Below are 23,487 nucleotides of genomic sequence, written 5' to 3' on the forward strand. Positions count from 1 at the left end.
GTGCAGAAGGGCGGATCGGATGCAGTACTTCACCAGACCCCTCGAGGCGTTGTTCACGATCGTCGTCGCCGGGTTGCTCTGGGTGCTGGCGTCCGTACCCATCGTCACCCTCGGTCCGGCCACCGCGGCCTTCGCCGCCGTGATGATGGAGTGGGGTCAGGACGGCCCACCCTCGGTCTGGTCGACGTTCTGGACCGCGTTCCGGCGCCACTTCCGGCAGGGCATGTGGCTCGGCTTCCTCGCCACCATCGCCGGGGTGCTGCTCTCGGTCGACCTGATGTACGGCCTGCGGGCCACGGACGCGCCGCTGCGCGCCGTCGTGATGGTCGCCGCGATCATCGGCATCCTGGCCGTCGGCGGGACGCTCGTCTTCACCTTCCCGGTGATGGTCGCCTACCCGGCGCCGTGGCGTCGGGTGCTGCGCAACGCCGCGTTGTTCGCCGCCGCCCATCCGCTGACGACGCTCGGCAGCCTGTTCCTGCTGCTGGCCGCGTCGCTGCTGGTCGTGTTCATCCCGGCGCTCCTGCCGGTGTGGGTCGGGTTCGCGGCCTGGACGATCAGCCGGCTGGTGCGGCGGGTCTTCCGGCGGTTCCTCGCCCGCCAGGAGGCCGCGGCGGCGCAGTCGGCCGCGAAGGCGGCGTCGCTGACCTGACCGCGTGGACCGCGTGGAGCGTCCGGCCCGACCTGGCTGGCCATGCCCTTGGAGTATCGAACGGGTGGCCATGAGGTCTTGGACGGACCGGCGACCCGGGGTGGAGGGTTGAACGAGGTCCACCACGGAAGGTTCGCGATGACACCCGACGGCCCACCCGTCCAGCCACCCGATCGCGGGCTCGTTCGGTCGTTCCGGCACCCGCTGGAGGGTGCCCGCATCCTCCTCGTCGGCGGCACCTCGGGACTCGGGCTGGCGGTCGCTCGGGCCGTGGCGGAGCGTGGGGCCACGCCGATCGTCGCGTCGCGCAGCCAGGTCCACGTCGACGGCGCGCTCGGCGCGCTGCCTGACCACGCGGAGGGCGCCACGGTCGACCTCACCGATCCGGGTTCGATCGCGCGTCTCGTGGACTACGCCGGGGCGCTCGATCATGTCGTCTACACCGCCGGCGAACCCCTTCAGCGCACCGAGCTGACAGACCTCACCCCCGAGATCGTCCGCAGCGTCTGGGAGACCCGCTACCTCGGCGCCCTCAGCGTCGTGCGAGCGGTCGCCGTGGCCGGCACGGCGACGGCCATCGGTGCCATACGCAAGGGCGGCTCCATCGTCCTGACCGGAGGCAGCGCCGGCCAGCGACCGGGACCGGGCTGGTCGCTGGGGGCGAGCCTGTGCGGCGCCCTGGAGGCCCTCACCCGAGAGCTCGCGCTCGAACTCGCCCCGGTCCGGGTCAACCTGGTCGCGCCCGGCCTCACCCGCAGGCCGCAGTGGGCCGGGATGTCCGGGGAGGAGCAGCGGGCGATGTACGGCCGCCTCGCCGCCACCCTGCCCGTCCGCCGGTTGGGCGAGCCCTCCGACGTCGCCCTCGCCTACGTCTACGCCATGGAACAGCCGATGGCGACCGGTACCTCGATCCTGGTCGACGGCGGCGCGGTCCTCGTCTGAGCGTCCCCGTCGCCCGTCTGAGCGTCTCCGTCAGGCGTGGCGGGCGAGCTCGGACCAGTCCGCGAACGCCGGGAAGTCCGACATCCGTCGCAGCGACTTCTCCGCCTCCTCATCCGCCGCGGTGTAGACGACGAGGCGAGCGCCTGGCTGCTCGCGCAGCCACAGGCTCGTCGTCTCCAGTCGGATCAGGCCGACCTGGGGGTGCACGAACGTCTTGACCCGGGTCGTCGGCCGGGCCACCGCGTGGTCGCGCCACATCTCGCGGAACTCCGGGGACACGGCGTTGAGCTCCCGGGTCAGCTCCGACCAGGACGCCTCGCCGACGTGGTCGGCGCGCGCACCACGGAAGAGGGCGAGGGAGTGGCCCGCCTCCTCCTTCCAGGGCAGCACGAGCTCGCGCCACCTCGGCTCGGCGAAGAGCAGCCACAACACGTTGCGGCGGTGGACCGGCAGCGGTGACATGTCACCCATCAGCAGGACGCGGGCGCGGTTGTCGGCGATCACGTCGTAGCGCGGTGTCACCACCTGCGCCGGATAGGGATCGAGGCTGTCAAGAACGCGTTGCACCGCCGGGTCGACCGCGACCTGTGGCGAGGCCCAGGCCGGACACGGCACGCCGGCGAGGGTGAACAGGTGCCGCGCCTCGTCCGGATGCAGCCGCAGGGTGCGGGCGATTGCGTCGAGGACCGAGCCGGAGGCGTTGATCGGGCGGCCCTGCTCGAGCCAGGTGTACCAGGTCACACCGACCCCGGCGAGCTGGGCGACCTCCTCGCGGCGAAGCCCGGGCGTACGGCGGCGCCCGCCCGCCGGCATGCCGACGTCCTCTGGCCGCAGCCGCTCCCGCCTGGAGCGCAGGAACCCGGCAAGCTCGGCCCGGCGTGGTTCGACCTCGGTCACGACAACCAGCATCCCTCGGATATGGCACTGGTGCCAGTCAGCGCTGGTACCAGGATGAGCAGGCTCTGGTACCTGCTTCAGGCCGGGTCAAACCTGGCGATGTGACAGTTGCTTCCTCGACCGACTCCTCGGCCAACTCCTCGACCACGCCGGGGCCTGACCGGCCCTGCTCCGGTCGCCGTTCCGCCGGGTCGACCACCCGCGGCGCCGGCGCCACTGCCGGCGTGTCGCGCGCGGCGTGGCGGGCCCTTCCGATCATCCTGCTCGGCTCGTTCCTCGCCACCTCGAACTTCTTCGTTGTCAACGTCGCCTTGCCGACGATCGGCCGGTCGCTCGACGCGAGCGCGGCCATGCTGCAAGTGGTCGTCGCGGCGTACTCCGTCTCCTACGCGGCGTCCCTCGTCGCGGGTGGCCGGCTCGGCGACCGCTACGGGCGGCGCAGGGTGCTCCTCGTCGGACTCACCGGCTTCGCGGTCGCCTCGGTCGCCTGCGGCTTCGCCTCCGACGCGTGGTTCCTCGCCGGAGGGCGGCTGGTCCAGGGCGCGGCGGCCGGAATCTTCGCGCCCCAGGTCCTGAGCACGATCCAGGCCACCTACCCCGGACCCGCCCGTCAACGCGCGCTTGCCGCCTTCGGAGCGACGCTCGGAATCGCCTGTGTGGCAGGGCAGCTGTATGGCGGTGCCGCGGTCGCCTTCGACCTCGCACACCTCGGCTGGCGGGTCATCTTCTTCACCTTCGCCCCACTCAGCCTCCTCGTCGCCGGCCTCGCTGTTCGCCTGGTGCCAGAGACCAGGGGCGTCGCCGTACCCATCGACCTGCGCGGCGCCGCCGCGCTCACGCTGTCCCTCGCACTCCTGCTGGTGCCGTTGAGCATCGGAGCCTCGGCGGGCTGGCCCGCGTGGAGTTGGGTGAGCCTCGCCGCCGCACCGGTCGCGGCGTACGGCTTCGTCCGCGGTCAGGCGACCCGCGAACGCGCGGGTGGCTCGCCGCTGCTCCCGCCGTCGCTGTTCCGCCTGGTCGCGTTCCGTCGCGGGTTGGCGGTCGTCGCGGTGTTCTTCGTCGGGACCGGAGGCTTCCTCCTCACCACCGGGATCTCCCTGCAGGACGGGCTCGGCATGACCCCCCTCGGCTCCGGGTTCGCGCTCGCGCCGTACGCGCTCGGCTTCCTGGTCGCCTCGCTCACGGTGCCCCGCCTGGTCGGGAGGTACGCCGCGCGGGTGATCGTGGTCGGCGCCGTCGTCCTCGCGGCGAGTCTCGCCGCGGCCGCCGCCCAGGCCGCCCTCGGGTACGCCCATCTGGGCGCCCCGGCTCTCGCGCCCGCGCTGGCGGCGATCGGCTTCGGGCAGGGACTGGTCATGATCCCGGTGTTCGGCGTCGTACTGGCCGAGATCCCGACCGACCGGGCAGGCGTCGCGAGCGGTGTCCTCACCACCACCCAGCAGGCCGCCCTCGCCGTGGGGGTCGCGGCACTCGGCGCCCTCTTCTTCCAGCTCGCCGCGGGACCCGTGGGCGCCGACGGCTGGCGTGACGCGACCGTCGCGGTGTTCGCCGGCGAGGCGGCGTTGGCGCTGCTCACCGTGCTGTTCGCGGTGCGTGCCGGGGGTACCGTCCGCCGTGCTCGCGAGGTGGCCGGAAGATGAGGTGTGACCGAAACGCGAGGTTCCGCGTCCGATGACCGTTCCCACCGCAACTCCCCGCCTGACCCGCCGAACGCCGGCCCGGCCTCCCGACGAAGCCCCCGACCGGACTCCCCGCCGAGTTCGCGGGCGGGCTCCCGGCAACGGGCGTTCGGAGTGGTCGCGGCGGTCGTGATCGGCATCTTCCTGGCCTGCCAGTCGCGAGTGAACGGCCAACTGGGCCAGGAGGTACACGACGGGATCCTGGCCGCCCTGTGGTCGTTCGGATCGGGCCTGGTCGTCCTGGCGACCGTCTACGCGCTCAGCCCCGGGACCCGCGCGGGTGTACGCCGGCTCTGGCGGACCGTTCGCTCGGCCGCCGGGGTGGGAATCGGAACCTCCGCCCGCGCCCTGCGCCCGTGGCACTGCCTGGGCGGGGTGTGCGGCGCCTACCTCGTGGTCACGCAGTCCTCGATCGTCGGACTGGTCGGTGTTGCGGTGTTCACCGTGGCGGTCGTCGCGGGACAGGCGGCGAGCAGCCTGGTCGTCGACCGGCTGGGCCTCGGCCCCGCCGGTCGGCAGCCGGTGACGCTGCTGCGAGTGGTCGGTGCCGTTCTCGCGCTCTGCGCCGTCCTCCTGTCGGTCGGGCACCAGTTGGACACACCGGCCAAGGCCGCCCTCGCGATCCTCCCGGCGCTCGGGGGTGTCGGCACCGCCTGGCAGCAGGCGGTGAACGGCCGGGTGGCCGCGACCGCCAGCGGATCCGGTGGCGCGCAGGTCGGGCAGCCCGGCCCGGTCGCCCCTGTCATCGACGGCCCCCACGCCACCCGCACCCAGGGAGCCCTGGTCGCCGCCCTCGTCAACTTCACGATCGGAACGTCCGCGCTCATCATCGCCGCCCTCGTCGACATCGCCCTGCGCGGAACGCCGGACGCGTTCCCGACCAACCCGATCCTCTACATCGGCGGCATGTTCGGTGTCGCGTTCATCAGCATGGCCGCCTACGTCGTCCGCATCACCGGCGTCCTGCTGCTCGGCCTCGCCTCCGTCGCGGGCCAGCTCATCGGCGCGCTGGTGTTGGACGCGCTCCTTCCCGCCAGTGGCACCGAGCTGAGCCCGACCACCGTCCTCGGCACCGTTCTCACCCTGGTCGCGGTCGCGATCGCCGCCGCTCCGGCGCGACGGACACCCGCCCTGGCGCGGTAGCACGAAGGCCCGCGGCCACTCCGCGTGTCCCCGCTGCTCCCCGGAGGTTCTCCTCGCGTCTCCTCCGACCGGTTCTGGCACTGCGTTTACCTCGCGGGGGTTGCCCCGGAAGGCCGGCGCGGCCACTCTTACGCAATGGAGTACACGCACCTCGGAAGGGCCGGCGTCCCGTGTCTCGGCGTGCCGTTCACGGGGCCGGGCGGCTCCGCGTCTGAGGCGAACGCCGGGTGACACTCTTCGTCGGAGCGCTCAACGGCGGCCACCGTAAGCAGCACCACTCCGGCATTCCCGTGACGCCCGCCGAACTGGCCGCCGACTCGGCGCGGGTCGCCGCCGCGGGCGCTACCGAAGTGCACGTACACCCCCGAAACGCCGACGGGAACGAGTCCCTCGCACCGGGTGACGTCGCCGCCGCGCTCACCGCGATCCGGGCCGCCGCGCCCGGCCTGGACGTCAGCGTCACGACCGGCGCCTGGATCGAACCCGACCCGCAGCGCCGGTCGGCCCTGATCGCCGAGTGGAACGTCCTTCCCACCTCGGCATCGGTGAACGCCCACGAGGACGGCGCGGTCGAGGTGGCACGGATCCTGCGGGCCCGCGGTGTGGACGTCGAGGTCGGACTCTTCACGGTCACCACCGCCGAATGGTTCGTCCGGGGTCCGCTTCGCGGGCTCGCCAACCGGATCCTCGTCGAACCCGTCGACCGGCCGAGCATCCTCGCCGTCCACGACGCCAGCAGCATGCTGCGGATCCTGCGTGAGCACGAGATCGACCTGCCGGTCCTCGTCCACAGCGACGGAGCGGCCACCTGGCCCGTCCTGTTGCGGGCGCGCAAGCTGGGCGTGCCGGTGCGGATCGGGTTCGAGGACACCTTCACGCTGCCGAACGGCGAGGTGGCCGAGGACAACAGCGCGCTGGTCCGGGCGGCCCTGGGCGAACAGACTCCGTCGGCCTGAACGAGCGGCGGGTACGAGCGAGCGGCTGGGCCACCCGCTCGTACCCGCTCCCTACGGCGCCTGCCAGCCCGGGTCGCGGCCGGACAGCCCGAGCGCCTGGTCGAGCCGAGAGGCGGTCGAGGGCACCTCCACCGGGTCGCCGAACAGCTTCATCTCCCGGGCCTGCCCGTCCCACCGGGTCACCCCGGCGTAGGCCGCCTCGGCCACCTCGTCCGTCACGTTCAACCGCTGCCCGGTGGCCTGGGCGAGGTCCCAGCCGTGCAGGACGAGCTCGCCGAAGAGCAACTCGGCGATGACCTCGGCCGGCATCTGCGGCTCGTGCCCGCCCATGGTGGTCATCCCCTCGCCCGCGCCGGGCTCTCCCCACGCGGCGACCGCGCGGTCGAGTTGGGCGGCGTAGTCGTGCGCCCAGTCTCCGCCGGTGAAGTCCCGGTCGGGGTCGAGCACGGTGGGATCTGTCAAGGGTGCCTTGCGGGCGGAGTGCTCCGAGACGTACCCGGTCCACACCACCAGGTGGTTGACCAGGGCACGAACGTCGTAGTCCGTGCAGGGCGTCGGCAACTCCAGCTGCTCGGGGCGGACCCCGCGGGCGACGTCGGCGGCCGACTTGGCGGCGCTCGCCATCAGCGGATGGAGCTTCATGTGCGGTCTCCTCGGGTCGGACGGAGTGCGCGGTGCGCGCGAACCTGACCAGTCAAGCCCGGGACCGGCACCTGGTCTTGAAGAAACGCGACAACCAACCAATCGGGCAGACAGCCAGCCGGACGGCCGACTCGCCCACCGGCCAAGGCCGGCGTCCACCGGGAGGGTCCGCCTCCACCGAGGACCGTCCGCGTTCTCGGGGGATGTCCGTGCCGGCCACTAACCTGCAGGCGTGGAGGGGCTGGTACCGCTGCGCGCTCCGGTGGACACCCGGGGCATCCTGCACGCCCGGGAGGGGCTGCGCAGGTTCGAGCTACGCCGGCACGCGCCCTCGGCCGCGCTGGCCCCGCTCGTCTCCCACTTCTGGGTCGTCGCGTGGGATCTGCGCGGCCAGGCCCCACACACCCAGGTGGTGCTGCCGCACCCCTGCGTCAACGTGACCTTCCTGCCCGGCCGATGTCAGGTCACGGGATCCCGCGCGCACCGCATCGGGAGTCGCTGCACGGCGCCGGGCGGGTGCTCGGGGTGATGTTCCGGCCCGGCGGGTTCCGCCCGCTGCTCGGGCGGTCCCTCACGATCCTCACCGACCGGGTGGTGCCGGTGGCGGAGATCTTCGGGCCGGCCGGTAACGCCGTGTCCGAGGCGGTCCTGGCGGCGTCCGACGACGCCGGGATGGTCGCGGCGTTCGAGCACTTCCTCCGTCCCCGGATCGACGCCCTGGCGGGCGAGGGCGGGTCACGGCTCGCGACCGTCGACCAGGTGGCGGGGATCGTGGAGCGGGTGGCGGCCGACCCGACGGTCCTGCGGGTGGACGACCTCGCCGACCAGCTGGGGATCGGCGTCCGCAGCCTGCAGCGCCTGTGCACCGAACACATCGGCGTCGGCCCCAAGTGGATCATCCGCCGCTACCGGCTGCACGAGGCGACCGCCCGGATGGCGGAAGCGGGCAGTGCGGGGTGCGACTGGGCCCGCCTCGCCGTCGAACTCGGCTACAGCGACCAGGCCCACTTCGTCCGGGACTTCACCGCCACCATCGGCGTCTCTCCCGCCCGCTACGCGCGCGAGACCGCCTCGACGACCGCACGAGCCACCAAGCCGACGGCGACCTCCACACGAGGTCACGGGCGACGGGCCGTGATCGGCCGACGAGGGCGAGGCTGACGAGGCACGCTGGGCGGCGAGCCTCAGGAGGCCGCCCGGCGCACCTCCGACCGCGCCCGTGATACTAATACCGGTATAACTATCGGGCTGCCGCATCTGAGCCCCCGTCAGCACAGGAGCCGTGGATGTGGAGACGCCTTCCCTGGCCCCGGAGGAGCACCCGCATGGTGGAGTTCAAGACCGCGAGCGAGATCGCCGCGATGCGTGAGGCGGGCAGGGTCGTCGCCCACGCGCTCGAAGCGTGCGCGAAGGAGGCGCGGCCCGGCACGTCCCTGCTGGAGCTGGACGAGATGGCCCGCGCGGTCCTGGCCGCCGACGGTGCGCGTTCGTCGTTCCTGCACTATCGCCCGCACTTCGCGCCGACGGCCTATCCCGCCGTCCTGTGCACCTCGGTCAACGAGGTCATCGTGCACGGGATCCCCGACGACTACCGGCTGCGTGACGGCGACCTGCTGAGCATCGACTTCGGGGCGGAGCTCGGCGGCTTCCACGGCGACGCCGCGAGAAGCCTGGTCGTCGGGCAGGCCGACCCCGCCGACGAGCAGTTGATCGCGACCGCGTGGGCTGCCCTCGAGGCGGGCATCGCCGCGGCCCAACCAGGTGGCCGCCTCGGCGACATCTCCCACGCCATCGGCCAGATCGGCCGCGGCGCGGGCTACGGCATCCCGGACGGCTTCGGTGGTCACGGGATCGGGCGCAAGATGCACGAGGACCCCTCGGTCCCCAACGACGGAAGGCCCCACCGTGGCTTTCCGCTGCGTCCCGGCCTGGTGATCGCGATCGAGCCGATGTTCATGGCCGGCGGAGACGACGCCTACCACCTCGCCCGCGACGGCTGGGCCCTTCGCACCAGCGACGGCAGCCGCGCCGCGCACGTCGAGCACAGCGTCGCCATCACCGAGGACGGACCCGTCATCCTCACGCTGCCGTAGCCGCGGACCGGTCAGCCGACGCTGACCTCGACCATGTGCAGGCCCGTCGACCCGTCGGGTGCGGGTGGTGCGAGCGCGGCGGTCTGCACCTCACCGGCCGTGTCGAACGCCCGTACCCGCACCTGGTGGTCGCCGGGCTTCGCGTCCCACGTCCACCGCCACTGCCGCCAGGAGTCCTTGGTGGGTTCGCCGGCGAGGTGGGCGACGTTCCAGTCACCGTCGTCGACCTGCACCTCCACCCGGGAGATCCCTCGGTGCTGCGCCCAGGCGACCCCGGCGACGACCACCTGGCCAGCCGACACGGCGGCACCCGAGCTGGGTACGTCGATGCGCGACGCGGTCTTGATGGGTCCCTGCTCCGACCACCCCCGCGTCGACCAGTACGCCTTGAACCGGTCGAACCGGGTGACCTCGATGTCGACGACCCACTTGGTCGCGGACACGTATCCATACAGGCCGGGCACCACCATCCGGACCGGGAACCCGTGCTCGAACGGCAACGGCTCGCCGTTCATCCCGAACGCCAACAACGCGGAGCGGCCGTCGGTGAGGGCGGACAGCGGCGTCCCGCAGGTCCAGCCGTCCTGCGAGGTGGACCTCACCGCGTCGGCGGCGGGATGGACCCCGACCTCGGCCAGGAGGTCGGCGATCGGCACGCCGGTCCACAGGGCGTTTCCGACGAGGTCGCCGCCCACCTCGTTGCTCACACAGGTCAGGGTCACCCACCGATGCACGATCCGGCGCTTCTGCAACTGCGCGACCGTGATGTCCAGGGGCCGGTCGACCATGCCGTGGATCCGCAGCCGCCACGTCGTCGGGTCGACCACCGGGACGGTCAGGGCCGTGTCGATGCGGTAGAAGACGTCGCTCGGGGTCCGCCACGGCGACAGGTCGTCGACGCCGAGGTCGGCCCCCGCGGGTACCGCCGTGGTCGGCGGGCGCGGGACGGGGAAGGTGGCGCGCGCGTCCTGCGCGGCCTGCTGTCGGGCGAGCAGCGTCCGGCCACCGCCGGCCGCGACGAGGGAGCCGACGACGACCACCCCGCCCCGCCACATCAGCTCACGGCGGGCCATCGGCGCGCGGGGTGCCGGGGGCGACGTGGGAGTCCGGGTGGGAGCCGTCGTCGACATGGTGGTCGGACGTGTCCCGAGCTGGCCACCCGGCGAGGTCGCCGCGCGGACCGTCGGCCGCCGGGCGGCGCTGTCCGCGACAAGCTGGGCGCGCTCGGTGACGGCCAGCAGCCAGGTCAGCACCCCCATGCCGACCGCCGCCGCGACGAGCGAGGGAAAGATCGTGCCCAGTCCCGAGTCGGGCCGAGTACCCGCCGCGATCGCCCCGAGCAGGCCCAGCCCGGCCAGGATCGCGAGGCCGACGCCCCGCCGTCGGGCGGCCAGCACGCCGGCGGCCGCCGCGATCGCGGCGACGACGACGACGATGCCGCTGATCAGGACCGGTTTGTCGGCGGTGCCGAGCGTGCGGATGCCGAACTCCCGGACGGGGACCGGGATGACATCGATGAACGCCGCACCGACGGCGACGACGGGAGAGGAGGGGGGACCGCCAACGACCCCCGCGACGAGTTCGGCGCCCGCGAGACCGGCGCCGGCCGCCAGGACGCCCCACAGGGCTGCCCACGGTCGAGAGATCGACGTAGCCACCCATGCATCTTCGCCCCGAAACCTGGAGATCGGTACATGCGGGCGGCAGGCGTCACACTTTCGACATCGCTCGCGGGCTCGGCGAACGGCTGCGGCGCCCGGCTCGGGGGGTCACAACCGGCCGAGCGCGCCGACGACGACGATCACCAGCAGGAGTATGAGCACGCCGGGGATCACCAACCGCCGATAGCGAGGATGCACGCGAGGAGGTTACTCCGGGTCGCCGGGGCTTCCGCTGAGCGGCCAGGAGGCGACGGTCTCGTAGCGGGAACGCCGCCCCTCGCCCTGGCCGAGGAACGACGCGACCAACTCGACGCGCTCGGCCACCCAGGACGGGCCGGCGTAGGTCGACAACGACTCCACCGCGGCGGACACGTCGCTCGGCTCCCGCAACCGCGCGAGGGTCAGATGGGCCCGGAACCGGCCCTCCCGTACGTCCAGGCCCGCTCGCCTGGCCGCCGCGGCGACCGAACCGGCGAGCGCGCGCAGGGGCTTCAGGTCACCCTGGACACCGGCCCACAGGACCCGTGCCCTGCGCGCGGAGCCGAATCCACCGCCACCTTCGACCCACAGCCGGAGCGGCGGGCAGCGCGTGGCGGCCCGGGCCAGCCGGCCTTCGAGATCGGTCCGGATCGCGTCTGGCACCTCGCCGAGGAAGGCGAGGGTGAGATGCCACTGGTCCGGCAGGCTCCAGCGGTAGCGCGCGTCGACGTCCGGGCGCTCTCGCACGCCGTCGACCGCCGCGCCCAGGTCGGCGAGCACGGCTGGTGGGGGTACGACCGCGACGAACAACCGCATCAGCCCACCGTGTGCCTTCTTGTGTCCTGCACCCGCTCGTCAGCGCCGCTACCGGGTGGCGAACGCGGCCCGGCGGCGCCGGGGGCGCCGTCGGCGGGCGGCTCCACCGACACCTTGTCACGGTCGAGCAGCACCCAGCACGCACGGTCACCCGTCACCGACCGGCGAAGCGGCCCGCGGCTCCCGGCCGGACAGGTCAGGCGGCCGGAGGTCGGGAGGAGCGATCCTCCTGACGCACACCACCTCGCGCAGGCAGAGACCTGCACGAGGTGGCGTACGACGGCTCCTATCGGCCAGCCTGGGCGCGCCGGGCCCGGCGCGTCGAGGCCTTCTTCCGCGACGGCAGCGAGTCGTGCGGCGTCGGCTTCGAGGAATGGGAGGTATCGCTCGAAGTCCATGCGGACACCCTGTCGTCGGACTCCGACGCCAGGTGCTCGACGGAGACCTCCGCCACGATGTCCCCGTCCTTCGGCTGGTCCCCACCGGCTCCGGCGCCCTCCCTCTCGGCTCCGGTTCCGGTGGTCCTGGCCGCCCCGATGCCCTGGAGGTCCTCGAGAGCCTCGAGGTCCTCCAGGTCCTCCAGGTCCGGGTCGCCACGCTGGTCGAGGCGAGGGTTCGCACTCTCGGCCTCGACGGTTGCGGTCCGGCGTTCGCGCTCGAGTACCGAGACGGTCTCGCGGCCCGGTGCTCCCACTCCCGCCGGCACGGCGACGGCCGCCGCGGAGTTGGCGGCCGGACGTGCCACCGACACGGCCTCGATCTCGCCGGCGCCTTCGGGCCCCGCCGCGTCGAGCGGCAGCGACACGACGGCGGGCATCGGGACGAACGGCTTGCGGGTGTCACGCACGTGCAGGTGCGGGCGCGGGCGCCATCGCACCTTCAGTACCAGCCCGTGCCGGCGGCTGTAGACGAAGCCGGCGACCAACGCGCCGAGCAGGCTCATCAGACCACCGCCGATCAGCGTCCAGCGGGCGCCGAAGGTCTGACCGACCCAGCCCATGATGGGTGAGCCGAACGGCGTGCTGCCGATGAACACCATGCTGTAGAGCGCGATCACCCGACCACGCATCTCCGGCGAGACCGAGATCTGCATCATCGCGTTGGCGGAGGTGATCATCGTGAGCTGCGCGAACCCGAGGAACGGCAGCAGCGCGGCGAAGGAGCCGTAGGTCGGCATCAGGCCGTTGACGGTCTCGAGGATGGCGAACACCACCGCCGCGACGAACACGACGCGCAGCCGCGGCCGGGCCGACCGTGCTGCCCGCAGGGCGCCGATCACCGCGCCTACGGCCACACACGAGCCGAGGATGCCGTACTCGCCGGCGCCCTTCCCGAAGACCTCGGTCGCCATCAGCGCACTGGTCATCTGGAAGTTCAGGCCGAAGCAGCCGACGAAGAAGACGATGCACAGCACGGCCATCAGGTCGCTTCTGCCACGCACGTAGCGGACGCCCTCCAGCAGCATGCCGGGCTTACGCGGTGGAGTGTCCGGCGTGTGGAGTTCCGAGGAACGCATCCGGGACAGCGCCACGATCGTCGAGATGTAGGTCACGGCGTTGATGAGGATCACCCAGCCGGTGCCGACCAGGACGATGAGCAGGCCGGCGACGGCGGGGCCGATCACCCGCGCGCCGTTGAACGACGCGGAGTTGAGGCCGACCGCGTTGGGCAGGTCCTCCTTGCCCACCATCTCGACCACGAACGACTGGCGCGCCGGGTTGTCGATGGCGCTCGCGACCCCGAAGAGGAACGCGAGGAGATAGACGTGCCACACCTGCACGACCCCGGTGAGGTTCAGCACGGCGAGCGCGCCGGCGGTGAGCCCCATGGCGGTCTGGGTGCACTGCAGGACCTTGCGCTTGTCGAACCGGTCGGCGATCAGCCCACCGAACGGCGCGACGAGCAGGAACGGCAGGAACTGCAGCCCGGTCGTGATGCCGAGCGCCGTCCCGCTGTTGTGGGTGAGTCCGAGGACGAGCCAGTCCTGGGCGACGCGCTGCAGCCAGGTTCCGATGTTGGAGACTGCCGAGCCTGCTGCGTAGAGACGATAATTGCGGTTCCGTAGTGATCGGAACGTACCTCTCACGCTGCGGCCAGCCTTTCCAGGATCGGCGCCGCCTGGCGCAGGATCTCTTTCTCCTCGGGGGACAGTTCATGGAACCGACGCGCAAGCCAGGCGTCGCGGCGCTTGCGGTCGGCGGCGAGAATGCGGCGTCCTTCGTCAGCGAGTCGAACGACCACCTGGCGTCCGTCGGTCGGGTGCGGTTCGCGCACCGCGAGACCGAGGGCCTCGAGTGAGCTCACGGTGCGGGTGGTCGACGGTGGCCGCACCTTCTCCAGGGCGGCGATCTCTCCGATCGTCAACGCGCCGTGGCGGTTGACGGTCGCCATCACACCCAGCTGGTTTGCCGTGAGCTGGTGGTCGTCGGCGCGTTGGTTGCGCAACCGACGGGACAGCCGCATCACCGAGATTCGAAGCACACTCGCGAGGCCCGCGTCAGATTTCACGGGCATAGTTGATGACGGCATGGTAGTTAGCCTACCTCATTACCCTTGCTAACGACCAACCGTCGGCGGAAACCCACCGTTCTCCGGCAGGACGGCAAGCGCTGTCCAGGTCATTTCCGCCAGGCGGGACGAGTGTGGACACGTGCCCACATGTCGGTACGAGAGCCGGCACATACCGGTACAGGAAGGGTCACTGGTGGCCCGCACCCAGAGTGCCTGGCCACGACAGGCCAGGAGAGGCGGCCGCTCAGGAGACGGAGAAGCCGCCGTCGACGAAGATCGCCTGACCCGTGACGTACTCCGCGGCCGCGCTGGCCAGGAACACCGCGACGCCCATGAAGTCGGCGGGCTCCCCGTTTCGCCCGACCATGGTCCGGGCGGCAAGCGCTTCCTCGCGGTCCGGGTCGTCGAAGACCGCCTGCGTCAGTGGCGTCTTGACGAAGCCGGGCACGATCGCGTTGCAGCGAACGCCGGAACTGGACCACGCCTCGGCCTGGGACCGGGTCAACGCGAGGATGCCGGCCTTGGAGACGCCGTACGCCCCGCTGTTGCCGAAGGCGCGGACCGACTGCTGCGATCCGATGGTGATGATGCGGCCCCAGCCGCGAGCGGCCATCGAGGGGCCGAACCGCTGGCCGAGCAGGAACGCCGCGTCGAGGTTCAGCGCCAGCGTGCGGTCCCAGTCGGGCGTGGTGAGATCGCCCATCCGCGGGCGGAGGTTGATCCCGGCCGCGTGCACGAGGATGTCCGGCTCGCCGAAGACCGCGACCGCCTCCTCCGCCGTCCGGGCCACCTCGGCGCGGTCCGCGAGATCGGCCCGCACGAAGCCGGCCTGGCAACCCGCACGGCGGAGTTCGGCCACCGTCTCGATCAGCGGCGGTTCGCGCCGGGCCACCACCACGACGGCGGCGCCGGCCTGACCGAGCGCGGAGGCGATGCCCCGGCCGATCCCCGAGCTCCCTCCGGTGACGAGGGCGACCCGCCCCCGGAGGGAGAACAACTCGTCGAGAAAGACAGTCACCGGACCAGTGTTCAGGAAACCCCGAGCAGTTGCTTGATCGGGTCGATGGCGAAGTAGACGACGAACAGCGCCGCGACGATCCACAGCAGCGGATGAACCTCACGAGCCTTGCCCCGCGCCACCTTGAGCAGCACGTAGGTCACGAAGCCCGCTCCGATGCCGACACTGATGGAGTACGTGAACGGCATCAGCACGATGGTGAGGAACGCCGGGAGCGCGATGTCGAAGCGATCCCAGGAGATGTCCTTGACCTGGGTCATCATCAAGAAGCCCACCACGACCAGGGCCGGCGTGGCCGCCTCGTACGGAATGATCTCGACGACCGGCGCGAAGACCGTCGCCAGCAGGAAGCACAGACCGGTGACGACGCTCGCCAGGCCGGTGCGGGCACCCTCGCCGACCCCCGCCGCCGATTCGATGTAGGACGTGTTGGACGAGACCGCCGCGGCACCGCCGGCCGCCGCGGCGATGGAGTCGACCACCAGGATCCGCTGGGAGTGCGGCGGTACGCCCCGCTCGTCGACCAGGCCGGCCTCGGCACCGATCGCGGTCATGGTGCCCATCGTGTCGAAGAAGTCGGCGAGCATCAGGGTGAAGACCAGCAGCACGGCGGCCACCACGCCGACGCGCTCGAAGGAGCCGAGCAGGTTGAAGTCACCGAGCAGGGAGAAGTTCGGGACCTGCACCCACGTGTCCGGCAGCCGCGGAACGTTCAGGCCCCAGCCCTTCGGGTTGTCGGCATAACCGGCCCCGGCCGGACCGATCTTGGCGATCGCCTCGATGACGATGGCCAGCACGGTGGCGCCGAGGATGCCGTACAGGATCGCGCCCCGGACCTTCTTGAGCACCATCACGACGATCGCGAGCAGGCCGAGGACGAAGACGAGGACCGGCCAGCCGCCGAGGAACCCGTCGACACCGAACTGCACCGGCACCGGCGGCGACCCCGTACGACGGACCAGCCCCGCGTCGACGAAACCGATCAGCGCGATGAACAGCCCGATGCCGACGCTGATCGCCGTCTTCAGCTCGCGCGGAACCGCGTGGAAGACGGCCGCGCGGAAGCCGGTCAGGACGAGTACCAGGATGATCAGGCCCTCGAGCACGATGAGCCCCATCGCGTCGGCCCACGTCATCGAGGACGCGATCCCGAACGCCACGAAGGCGTTCAGCCCGAGCCCGGTCGCGAGGGCCAACGGGAAGTTGGCGACCAGACCCATCAGGATGGTGACCACACCGGCGACCAGCGCGGTGGCCGCCGCGACCATGGCGAGGTTGGGTGCGCTGCCGCCGCCGAGGAACTGACCGTCGGCGTCCTTCACCGTTCCGATGATCAGTGGGTTGAGCGCGATGATGTAGGCCATCGCGAAGAACGTCACGAGCCCGCCCCGAACCTCCCGGCCGACGGTGGACCCGCGTTGAGTGATTTTGAAGAAGCTGTCGAGCCTGTTCGTGGAGCGCTGTCCGGCAGTTGCCATCCCGGTCGCCGCACCGGCCATCGAGGTATCCCTTCCGCTCGGCTGCCGGTCTCGCACGCCCTGTCGGACACCGCCGCCCCGGCAGTCAGGGCGGCAGCATGACAGAAGGCGACACACCGCGGCCCGCGGGCGTGCCGAGGCGGGACGATGACCGCCCATCGCGAACACCGCGTTACCCTCGGGCGTGTGAGCCGGGACGAAAGCCCTCAGAAGCCGCTGGTGAGCCCCAGCGTCCGCGACCTCCAGCCCCTCGACGTCGACGGCATCCGGACCCTGACCATCGGCGTCATCGTCTGGGCGGTCGCTTTCGTCGTCCTGTTGCCGTTCTCCTCCCGTCTACGGGAGATCGGCATGGACTGGTGGCTGTGGACGTGTGTGACCGGAATCGGCCTGGGCCTGGTCGGACTGGCCTACTGCGTCTGGCGGCGCGGCCGCCTGTCGCGTGGGGTTCCGGATCAGCGGACGTCGGGCTCGGCGTCGTCGTAGCCCAGCGTGTCGAGCACATGCTGGGCCGGCTCGGCGCTCTCCTGCGCCGCGGCGGGCGCCTGGATCTCGGAGTGGGCACCGCAGCCGTGGGCGAAGGCCACCACCTGGCCGTCGCTCGGGGAGTACTCGTTGCTGCAGACCCCGAACACCGTGCCGAGCGGCCCGGCGAGCGACACGAAGAACCCGCACGTCGCGCAGGGATGCGGAGCGGCCTGGGCGATGGGGTCGTCGGGCCCGTGCGTTCCGGTGTACCACCGCTCGGCGGCCTCGTCACGACCCTCCACCGACAGCACCCGGACGCGGCCCAGACCGACCTCCTGGTTGAGAACCCGGAGCGAGTCGGAGGCGTCGGTGTCGTCAGGCCCGAGATAGCCGGGTACGAGACGCGGGTCGTCGGGCGCGGCCGGCAGCAGGTCACCCGGACCAAGGTCACCGGCCTGGACGCGCTCCGACCACGGCAGCCACCTGGGGGCGAGGATCGCCTCGGTGCCCGGAAGCATCGCGACCTCGTCGATGGTGACGGCCTTCGTCCGCGGCGCCCGCGCGACCGAGACCGCCCAGCGCCAACCGACATAACCACCATGGTTGGTGGCGAAGTAGTGGGTGACACTGCGCTCGCCCTCGGGTTCGCAGCCGAGGTAGGCGCCGACACCTCCGCGACCGGCGACCTCTTCGGCGGCTTCCCGCGCCAACTCCACGGCACCGGCGCAGACAGCGTCGATCCGCACGGTCCTGGTCGGTCGCCGGGTGATGGTGCTCACAGGTGCGATTCTTGCACGCGGCCCCACCGCCCCGACCGGGTGTCGCGCGCCCCGAGGCGACCACTGTGGCCAGGGTCGGGCGAACCTGCTCGGGGTAGGACGAGACGCGGGCCGTCAGCCGGGGGGAGGATGAACCGATGGAGCCACGCGATCGCGCGCCCGACCCGGGTGCCACCGGCGACCGGCCAAGCCGGGCCGACGCCGGAGGCCGCCCACTCGGCCCGCCAGGACGCCGCGCGGCGCGACGCTGGGGCAACGGGGAGCCAACGGGTGAGCCCGAGGGCGGGCCCGGGAGCGAAGACAGGAACCAGCCGCGCACCCGGCCGCTCGAGGAGTCTGGTGACCAGCCCGCCGAGGCGGCCGAACACCGCGGTCGTACGACACGCGTCCAGGCCGACTCTCGTGGCGGTGAGGCACCACGCCACTACGCTGCGCGCGGTCCGCTGTCGCCCGACGCCAGGAATGCCGAGAATGCCGAGCCCCCGTCCGGTGGCACGTCCCGCCTGACCACCCCACCCCCGGCGCCGGGTGGTGCGCCGGGTGGAGGTTCCGGCGGGAACGGCGAGGCTCCGCCCGGCGGTACGGCCGGTGGCCCGACCTACGACGCCGGCTCCCACGGCAGTGGTGACTCCACCAACGGAGCCTCCCAGGCCGAGGGCACCAACGCCGAGGGCACCAACGCCGAGGGCACCGGGGACGGCGCGACGCAGGAAGGGGCTCCGCCGGCCACGCCGGGGCGGTTCACCCGGGCCGTCCGAGCGGTCCAGTCAGGCGGCACCGCCACCGCGCGCGCGTCGGCACACGCGGGCGGCGCCGTCGTCCGCCGGGTCCGGCGGGTCACCCACGCCCAGGGCATGGGCGAGTCGGGCCTCGCCAAGCTCATCGAGCTCAACGTCTTCCACTCCGCCGGTGACGCGGCGATGGCCCTGGGGCTCGCCGGCACGCTCTTCTTCGCCGTGCCCTCCGGCGAGGCCCGCGGCCGGGTGGCGCTCTACCTGCTGATCACGATGGCGCCGTTCGCGGTGGTCGCCCCGCTGATCGGGCCGTTCCTGGACCGGTTCCGTCGGGGCCGCCGCTGGGCGATCGGCTCCACCATGGCGCTCCGCGCGTTCTTCTGCTGGGTGATGGCGGGGGCGGTCGCGACCGGCGCGCTGTGGCTCTATCCCCTCGTGTTCGGCTGCCTGATCGCCTCGAAGGCCCACAACGTGACCCGCGCCGCGGCCGTACCCCGGCTGCTCCCGAACGGCGTCGCTCTCGTCACGGCCAACTCCCGGATCTCCCTCGCCGGCAGCATCGGCGCCGGGATCGCCGGCGCGATCGCGGGTGGCCTCGCCTACTTCGGGCCCGGATGGGCACTGCGGTTCGCGTTCGTGATCTTCACGATCGGCACGGTCCTCGCGATCCTGCTGCCGGCGCGGGTCGACTCCTCCGAGGGCGAGGAGGACGTCAAGATCTCCGACATCGGGCGGACGCTGCGCGGCGTCTCGTCCTCGATCGTGCTGGCGCTGCGGGCGAACGCCGCGTTCCGGGTCCTGTCGGGGTTCCTGCTGATGTTCATGGCGTTCCTGCTGCGCGAGGTGCCGTTACCGGGGTACTCCGCGACCGTGCAGGTGGGTGCCGTCGTGGCGGCCGCCGGTGCCGGCAACGTCGCCGGCACCGCGCTCGGAGCGCTCGCCCGGGCCCGCCGGCCCGACCTGGTCGTCCAACTCCTCCTCGGCGTCACCGCGGTGGTCGCCGCCCTGTCCGCGATCTTCTACGGACTGCTCACGGTCGCGCTGCTCGCGTTCGCCGCCGGTTTCGCCCAACAGCTCGGCAAGCTGTCCCTGGACGCGCTGATCCAGCACGAGGTGCCCGAGCAGGTGCGCACCAGCGTGTTCGCCCGCTCGGAGACCCTGCTGCAGCTGTCGTGGGTGATCGGCGGCGGCATCGGCATCGTGCTCCCGCTGATCCCCCAGCTCGGGCTGGGCCTGTGCGCGGCCGGGATGGTCGCCGGCCTGGCGGTCGTGCTGCGAACGTCGTCGCGAGCCAAGGCGGCGGAGTCGGCCGGGTCATCGCCGCCTTCGGCCTCACCAGGACCACAGGAGTCCTGACGTCGATCGGGCCGGAGCCGGTCAGAGCTCCAGCTCGTCGGCGAGGCCTCGCAGCACGGTCGACACCTTCTTGGCGGTGCGCGGGTCCGGGTGCCGGTCGCGGCGGTAGGTCGTCTCCAGCCCGTCGAGCAGCCGGATCAGGTCCTCGACGATCAGGATCATCTGGTCCGGCGACTTGCGCATGGCCTTGGAGACGCTCGGCGGCGGCTCGAGCAGGCGCACCGACAGGGCCTGGTCGCCCTTGCGACCGGCCACGATGCCGAACTCCACCCGCTGTCCGGCCTTGAGGGCGGTCACGCCTGCGGGCAGCGCCGCCGCCCGGACGTAGACATCGCCTCCGTCATCCTTGGTGAGGAAGCCGAAGCCCTTGTCCGCGTCGTACCACTTCACCTTGCCAGCCGGCACATCGACCTCACTCGAGAGAACCCGTGCGGGGGTTTTCCGGATCGCGGGGACAGCCCGCGCCTGTCATGACACGGCCCCCGATCAAGCGGGGGCCGCTCCAAGGGTAGACGCCGGGAGACTCGGGCTCTACCACTTAGATCGGCGGGCACCGGCCGTGGCCGGCACCCTCGAAAGCATCAGCTCAACGGTAACGCTGCGGGTTGGGCAGAAGCTCGTTCATCGAGCCGGAGCGGAAGCCCTTCGGGTCGACCTCCACCACGTCGAACCCGGCCGCGAGCACCGCCTCGTTCGCGTCCTCCAGCGCGGTCACGAGCTCCACCAGCTCCGCGTCGACCTCGACCCGGGCGGCGTCGCCCACGTCGCGTACCCGAAGGTTGCGGACCGGGACGCCCGCCTCGGCCAGGACGGCACGCAGAGCGACCTCGGCCTGTTCGACCCGGGCCAGCCGCGCCGGGGTGATCGTCAGGCCGTAGGCGATCCGACTCGACAGACAGGCCGCGGCCGGCTTGTCCCAGGTCGGCAGGCCCCAGCGCAGCGAAGCCTCCCGGACCTGTTCCTTGGTGAACCCGGCGTCCTTGAGCGGGGTCACCGCGCCCCGCTCGGCGGCGGCGCGGATGCCCGGGCGGAAGCCGGCGCGACCGTCGTCGGCGTTGGTGCCGGTGGCGATGTGGGTGATGCCGAGCTCCTCGGCCAGCGGGGCGAGCACCTCGACGAGCTCGGCCTTGCAGAAGTAGCAGCGGTCGCCGGCGTTGGCGCGGTAACCCTCGCGGGACATCTCGTCGGTGCGCGGCGTGTGGTGGACGACGCCGAGCGAGGCGGCGAACTCCCGCGCCGGCTCCAGCTCCGCGTCGGGCAGGGACGCCGAGACGGCGGTCGCCGCGGCGACCTTGTCCGGTCCGAGCGCGCGGACCGCGGCCGCGAGCAGGAACGCCGAGTCGGCACCACCGGAGAACGCGACCAGAACCGAGCCCAGACCGGCCAGCTCCGACTCCAGGGCGGCCAGCCGCCGCTCGAGCATGTGGTCGTCGAGCCAGAAGGAGAAGTCGGCGAGGTCGGCGAGGACGACGTCCGCTCCGGCCTCCCGCAGCTCCTGCGTCGACAGGCCACCGGTGGGTACGCCGAGAGCGAGCGCACCGGCCGCCCGTGCTCCCCGGATGTCGCCGAGGTGGTCGCCGACGAAGATCGTCGCGCCGTGTTCGCGCAGCACCTCGCCCTTCTGCTCCGCCCAGACGTCACCGACGACCTCGTCGACGTCGAGCCCGAGGTGGTCGACGTGCAGCTTGGCGTGCGGGGTGTTCTTCGCGGTGATGACGAGGACCCGGCCGCCGTGCTTGCGTACGGCGGCGATCGCCTCGGCCGCGCCTCCCATCAGCGCGGACGTCGTGATCGCGGTGTCGGGATACAGGCCGCGGTAGAGCGCGACGGCTTCGGCCACCCGTTCGGGCGGGAACCACGCCGCCGCCTCCTGTGCCAGCGGTGGTCCGAGACGGCTCACCGCGAGGGCGCTGTCGACGAAGACGCCCGACCGCGAGGACACGGCGTCCCACACCGCGGCGATGCCGGGGCGTGAGTCGATGAGGGTCATATCCAGGTCGAAACCGACGACCAACCTATCTGGGGCCACCCCTTGACCTTACGGGCTTGCCCAACGCGACCGACCTCTTACCCGTCGTGCGTCCAAAAGCGGACGAGGCCCGCCGCTTGTCGAGACCGTCCCGGTGACGCGTCGAGCCGACCTACAGGACCGCGGTCAGCGCATCGAGGGCGGCGTGTTGCCGGGCGGCGTCGGCGCCGTCGTAGGGCCCCGCCCAGTGCAGGCCGTACTGGTCGAGCGGGTTGCGGTCGCGGGAGTACACCGAGTCCGCCTGGGTCCGCAGGTAGTCGTGGTAGGGCCGCCCGCCCACGGCCCGGTCCAGCTCGGCGAGGTTGCGGACGAAGACCCCCTTGAACGACGGACCGTCCGCGCCGCAGTCGCCGGTACCGCCCTCGCACGGCTCCCGGAGCACCCCGCCCGGGTTGAGCAGCGGGTCGGTGGTGGCCGCGTCGGCGATCTGCCGGGCCCGGGTGAGCAGGCCCGTGTCACCGGTCGCGCGCTGGAGTTCGACCAGGCCTCCGAGGATCACTCCCTGGTTGTAGGTCCAGGTGGTCTGCTGGTTGTTGCGGCAGGTGTCGAAGTCGAGCCCGTCGTTGACGAGGTGCTGCGCGTTGATCAGCCCGCTCCCGTCGAACCACTGCCAGGTGTCGCGGGCCCGGGTGAGGTGCGTGGTGTCGCCGGCGATGCGGTTGTGCAGGGAGGCGGCGAGCTTGACGAACAGCTCGTTGGTGATGGCGTTCTTGTAGCGCTTGTCGGTCTTCCACCACAGTCCACCGCCGCAGTGGTCGTCCTCGTAGGACCACATGTAGTCGGCCGCGTGCCGCGCCATGTCAAGGTAGCGTTGCTCGCCGGTCAGGTCGTATGCCCGTATCCACGCGAGTCCCCACCAGCCGGTGTCGTCGAGGAACTCGTTGGTGAAGCCGCCCGCGGCATCCTTCTCGAAGGTCAGCCCGACGGCGTAGCGGTAGGTCGTCGAACCCGTGTGCCGACTGTAGTCGAGGATCGCCGTGAGCGCATTCGCCGAGTTCCACCAGCCGGTCGTGCGCCACAGGCCGGTGTCCTGGTCGTAGAACTGCATGAGGGCCGTCGCCGCCGCGTCGGTCGGGGTGGCGGCAGCGACCGTCGAACGCACCCACGGCGTGCACGCGATCTCTGGCCTGTCCCCCGCCCGTCCGCAGGCACGGATCGCGCCGATCCGCCGTGCCGCGGGCACGTCGACGTCGACCAGCATGGTCCGGGTGCCGGCGGCGCCCTCGGGGATCTTCGTCAAGCCGAGCTTGCCACCGTCGGGCTCCCAGGTGAGGCCGCCGTCGAAGGAGCGGTCGAGCCACACCTCGTCACCGGGATCCCCCTCGTCGATGCTCGCCCACGCGACGTTGTCGGCGTCTGACAGGTGCACCTTGACAGTCCGGCCCCAGACCGTGGCCCTGCCGGCCTCCCGGTCCTCCTGGGCGAGCGCGGGATCGCGACCGTCGGACGAAATGGTGCACACCTCCGCATTGGATCGGATCGGACCCGGCGAGGGCGCGGAGCTCCGGCGGCTCCGCGGGCACCCACGACCCGTCCGCGGACGCCGTTGTCGCGGACGAGTCGAGCATGAGTATCCCCACGACGGCCCGGGCCCGAGCGGAACTTCCACATTCTCATGGCCGGGCTGCGGGGCCGCCGACGAGGGAGGGTTCCG

Annotated in this window: 22 protein-coding genes; 10 read left to right on the plus strand and 12 right to left on the minus strand. The window is 72.0% G+C overall.

The window, feature by feature from the left end:
- Positions 1–19: 19 nt before the first annotated feature.
- Together HEB94_RS44660 and HEB94_RS44665 are read left to right on the plus strand one after the other, a co-directional pair.
- Positions 20–652: a YesL family protein gene (locus HEB94_RS44660; RefSeq protein ID WP_192755449.1), complete on the plus strand. Its 633-nt coding sequence runs from the start codon at positions 20–22 to the stop codon at positions 650–652.
- A 138-nt stretch (positions 653–790) separates the two neighbouring features.
- Entirely contained in the window at positions 791–1,594 is an 804-nt protein-coding gene (locus tag HEB94_RS44665; protein WP_192755450.1) for an SDR family oxidoreductase, read from the plus strand.
- Between the two features lie 30 nt (positions 1,595–1,624).
- On the opposite strand, the gene HEB94_RS44670 is transcribed toward HEB94_RS44665, so the two are convergent.
- Positions 1,625–2,491, minus strand: coding sequence for a helix-turn-helix transcriptional regulator (locus HEB94_RS44670; protein ID WP_337918409.1), 867 nt, complete (start codon positions 2,489–2,491; stop codon positions 1,625–1,627).
- Positions 2,492–2,592: 101 nt separating this feature from the next.
- Between HEB94_RS44670 and HEB94_RS44675 the strand changes: the two genes are divergently transcribed.
- The 3 genes from HEB94_RS44675 to HEB94_RS44685 all read left to right on the plus strand — a co-directional run bounded on the left by HEB94_RS44675 (position 2,593) and on the right by HEB94_RS44685 (position 6,269).
- A complete protein-coding gene (locus HEB94_RS44675; RefSeq protein ID WP_192755452.1) occupies positions 2,593–4,131 on the plus strand; it encodes an MFS transporter in 1,539 nt (512 codons plus the stop codon).
- Between the two features lie 3 nt (positions 4,132–4,134).
- Positions 4,135–5,313 carry a DMT family transporter gene (locus HEB94_RS54000; protein ID WP_337918410.1) on the plus strand — a complete coding sequence of 393 codons (1,179 nt, stop codon included), beginning with the start codon at positions 4,135–4,137 and terminating at the stop codon, positions 5,311–5,313.
- Positions 5,314–5,540: 227 nt separating this feature from the next.
- Entirely contained in the window at positions 5,541–6,269 is a 729-nt protein-coding gene (locus tag HEB94_RS44685) for a 3-keto-5-aminohexanoate cleavage protein (RefSeq protein WP_192755453.1), read from the plus strand.
- A gap of 51 nt (positions 6,270–6,320) precedes the next feature.
- Here the strand turns inward: HEB94_RS44685 and HEB94_RS44690 are convergent, their stop codons facing one another.
- Positions 6,321–6,911: a TIGR03086 family metal-binding protein gene (locus HEB94_RS44690; protein ID WP_192755454.1), complete on the minus strand. Its 591-nt coding sequence runs from the start codon at positions 6,909–6,911 to the stop codon at positions 6,321–6,323.
- A gap of 232 nt (positions 6,912–7,143) precedes the next feature.
- Between HEB94_RS44690 and HEB94_RS49860 the strand changes: the two genes are divergently transcribed.
- From HEB94_RS49860 to map, 3 genes are all read left to right on the plus strand, one after another.
- Positions 7,144–7,440 (plus strand): DUF6597 domain-containing transcriptional factor, encoded by a 297-nt coding sequence (locus HEB94_RS49860; protein WP_202896872.1) that lies wholly within the window; start codon positions 7,144–7,146, stop codon positions 7,438–7,440.
- Positions 7,437–8,072: a helix-turn-helix domain-containing protein gene (locus HEB94_RS44695; RefSeq protein ID WP_202896873.1), complete on the plus strand. Its 636-nt coding sequence runs from the start codon at positions 7,437–7,439 to the stop codon at positions 8,070–8,072. The genes HEB94_RS49860 and HEB94_RS44695 overlap by 4 nt, the downstream gene beginning before the upstream one ends.
- A gap of 164 nt (positions 8,073–8,236) precedes the next feature.
- Positions 8,237–9,004, plus strand: coding sequence for a type I methionyl aminopeptidase (map, locus tag HEB94_RS44700; protein WP_192755455.1), 768 nt, complete (start codon positions 8,237–8,239; stop codon positions 9,002–9,004).
- A gap of 11 nt (positions 9,005–9,015) precedes the next feature.
- Here the strand turns inward: map and HEB94_RS44705 are convergent, their stop codons facing one another.
- From HEB94_RS44705 to HEB94_RS44730, 6 genes are all read right to left on the minus strand, one after another.
- The gene (locus HEB94_RS44705; RefSeq protein ID WP_337918411.1) at positions 9,016–10,662 is read right to left on the minus strand and encodes a molybdopterin-dependent oxidoreductase; all 1,647 of its coding nucleotides are present in this window, start codon (positions 10,660–10,662) and stop codon (positions 9,016–9,018) included.
- Positions 10,663–10,872: 210 nt separating this feature from the next.
- Positions 10,873–11,460, minus strand: a complete 588-nt coding sequence (thpR, locus tag HEB94_RS44710) for an RNA 2',3'-cyclic phosphodiesterase (RefSeq protein WP_192755456.1) — start codon at positions 11,458–11,460, stop codon at positions 10,873–10,875.
- 286 nt (positions 11,461–11,746) lie between these two features.
- Entirely contained in the window at positions 11,747–13,546 is a 1,800-nt protein-coding gene (locus HEB94_RS44715; protein WP_192755457.1) for an MFS transporter, read from the minus strand.
- Entirely contained in the window at positions 13,543–13,974 is a 432-nt protein-coding gene (locus HEB94_RS44720) for a MarR family winged helix-turn-helix transcriptional regulator (RefSeq protein WP_192755458.1), read from the minus strand. Before HEB94_RS44720 ends, HEB94_RS44715 begins: the two co-directional genes overlap by 4 nt.
- Before the next feature lie 241 nt (positions 13,975–14,215).
- On the minus strand, positions 14,216–14,989 hold the full coding sequence (locus HEB94_RS44725; RefSeq protein WP_192755459.1) for an SDR family oxidoreductase: 774 nt from the start codon (positions 14,987–14,989) through the stop codon (positions 14,216–14,218).
- Between the two features lie 11 nt (positions 14,990–15,000).
- Positions 15,001–16,488, minus strand: coding sequence for an NCS2 family permease (locus tag HEB94_RS44730; RefSeq protein ID WP_238361786.1), 1,488 nt, complete (start codon positions 16,486–16,488; stop codon positions 15,001–15,003).
- A gap of 165 nt (positions 16,489–16,653) precedes the next feature.
- Between HEB94_RS44730 and HEB94_RS51855 the strand changes: the two genes are divergently transcribed.
- On the plus strand, positions 16,654–16,953 hold the full coding sequence (locus tag HEB94_RS51855) for a DUF2530 domain-containing protein (RefSeq protein WP_337918414.1): 300 nt from the start codon (positions 16,654–16,656) through the stop codon (positions 16,951–16,953).
- On the opposite strand, the gene HEB94_RS44740 is transcribed toward HEB94_RS51855, so the two are convergent.
- Complete coding sequence (locus tag HEB94_RS44740) at positions 16,923–17,723, minus strand: DUF3027 domain-containing protein (RefSeq protein WP_420481618.1); 801 nt, start codon at positions 17,721–17,723, stop codon at positions 16,923–16,925. The two genes, HEB94_RS51855 and HEB94_RS44740, sit on opposite strands and share 31 nt — an antisense overlap.
- A 128-nt stretch (positions 17,724–17,851) precedes the next feature.
- Between HEB94_RS44740 and HEB94_RS51860 the strand changes: the two genes are divergently transcribed.
- Positions 17,852–19,804 carry an MFS transporter gene (locus HEB94_RS51860; RefSeq protein WP_238361787.1) on the plus strand — a complete coding sequence of 651 codons (1,953 nt, stop codon included), beginning with the start codon at positions 17,852–17,854 and terminating at the stop codon, positions 19,802–19,804.
- A 21-nt stretch (positions 19,805–19,825) separates the two neighbouring features.
- Here HEB94_RS51860 and HEB94_RS44750 read toward each other — a convergent pair whose 3' ends face one another.
- The 3 genes from HEB94_RS44750 to HEB94_RS44760 form a co-directional block, all read right to left on the minus strand.
- Entirely contained in the window at positions 19,826–20,209 is a 384-nt protein-coding gene (locus HEB94_RS44750; protein WP_192755461.1) for a cold shock domain-containing protein, read from the minus strand.
- A 181-nt stretch (positions 20,210–20,390) separates the two neighbouring features.
- Complete coding sequence (gene larE, locus HEB94_RS44755; protein ID WP_337918416.1) at positions 20,391–21,833, minus strand: ATP-dependent sacrificial sulfur transferase LarE; 1,443 nt, start codon at positions 21,831–21,833, stop codon at positions 20,391–20,393.
- 112 nt (positions 21,834–21,945) lie between these two features.
- Positions 21,946–23,295 (minus strand): glycoside hydrolase family 76 protein, encoded by a 1,350-nt coding sequence (locus HEB94_RS44760; protein WP_337918417.1) that lies wholly within the window; start codon positions 23,293–23,295, stop codon positions 21,946–21,948.
- Positions 23,296–23,487 lie beyond the last annotated feature (192 nt).

This window comes from Actinopolymorpha pittospori (genome assembly GCF_014873875.1).
Taxonomy (GTDB): domain Bacteria; phylum Actinomycetota; class Actinomycetes; order Propionibacteriales; family Actinopolymorphaceae; genus Actinopolymorpha; species Actinopolymorpha pittospori.

Bases quoted from the DNA above. Each gene is read 5' to 3' on its own strand.
- HEB94_RS44730 (WP_238361786.1), bottom strand. From the start codon at position 16,488: ATGGCCGGTGCGGCGACCGGGATGGCAACTGCCGGACAGCGCTCCACG.
- HEB94_RS51860 (WP_238361787.1), top strand. From the start codon at position 17,852: ATGGAGCCACGCGATCGCGCGCCCGACCCGGGTGCCACCGGCGACCGG.
- thpR (WP_192755456.1), bottom strand. From the start codon at position 11,460: ATGCGGTTGTTCGTCGCGGTCGTACCCCCACCAGCCGTGCTCGCCGAC.
- HEB94_RS44660 (WP_192755449.1), top strand. From the start codon at position 20: ATGCAGTACTTCACCAGACCCCTCGAGGCGTTGTTCACGATCGTCGTC.
- map (WP_192755455.1), top strand. From the start codon at position 8,237: ATGGTGGAGTTCAAGACCGCGAGCGAGATCGCCGCGATGCGTGAGGCG.
- HEB94_RS44665 (WP_192755450.1), top strand. From the start codon at position 791: ATGACACCCGACGGCCCACCCGTCCAGCCACCCGATCGCGGGCTCGTT.
- HEB94_RS44720 (WP_192755458.1), bottom strand. From the start codon at position 13,974: ATGCCCGTGAAATCTGACGCGGGCCTCGCGAGTGTGCTTCGAATCTCG.
- HEB94_RS44690 (WP_192755454.1), bottom strand. From the start codon at position 6,911: ATGAAGCTCCATCCGCTGATGGCGAGCGCCGCCAAGTCGGCCGCCGAC.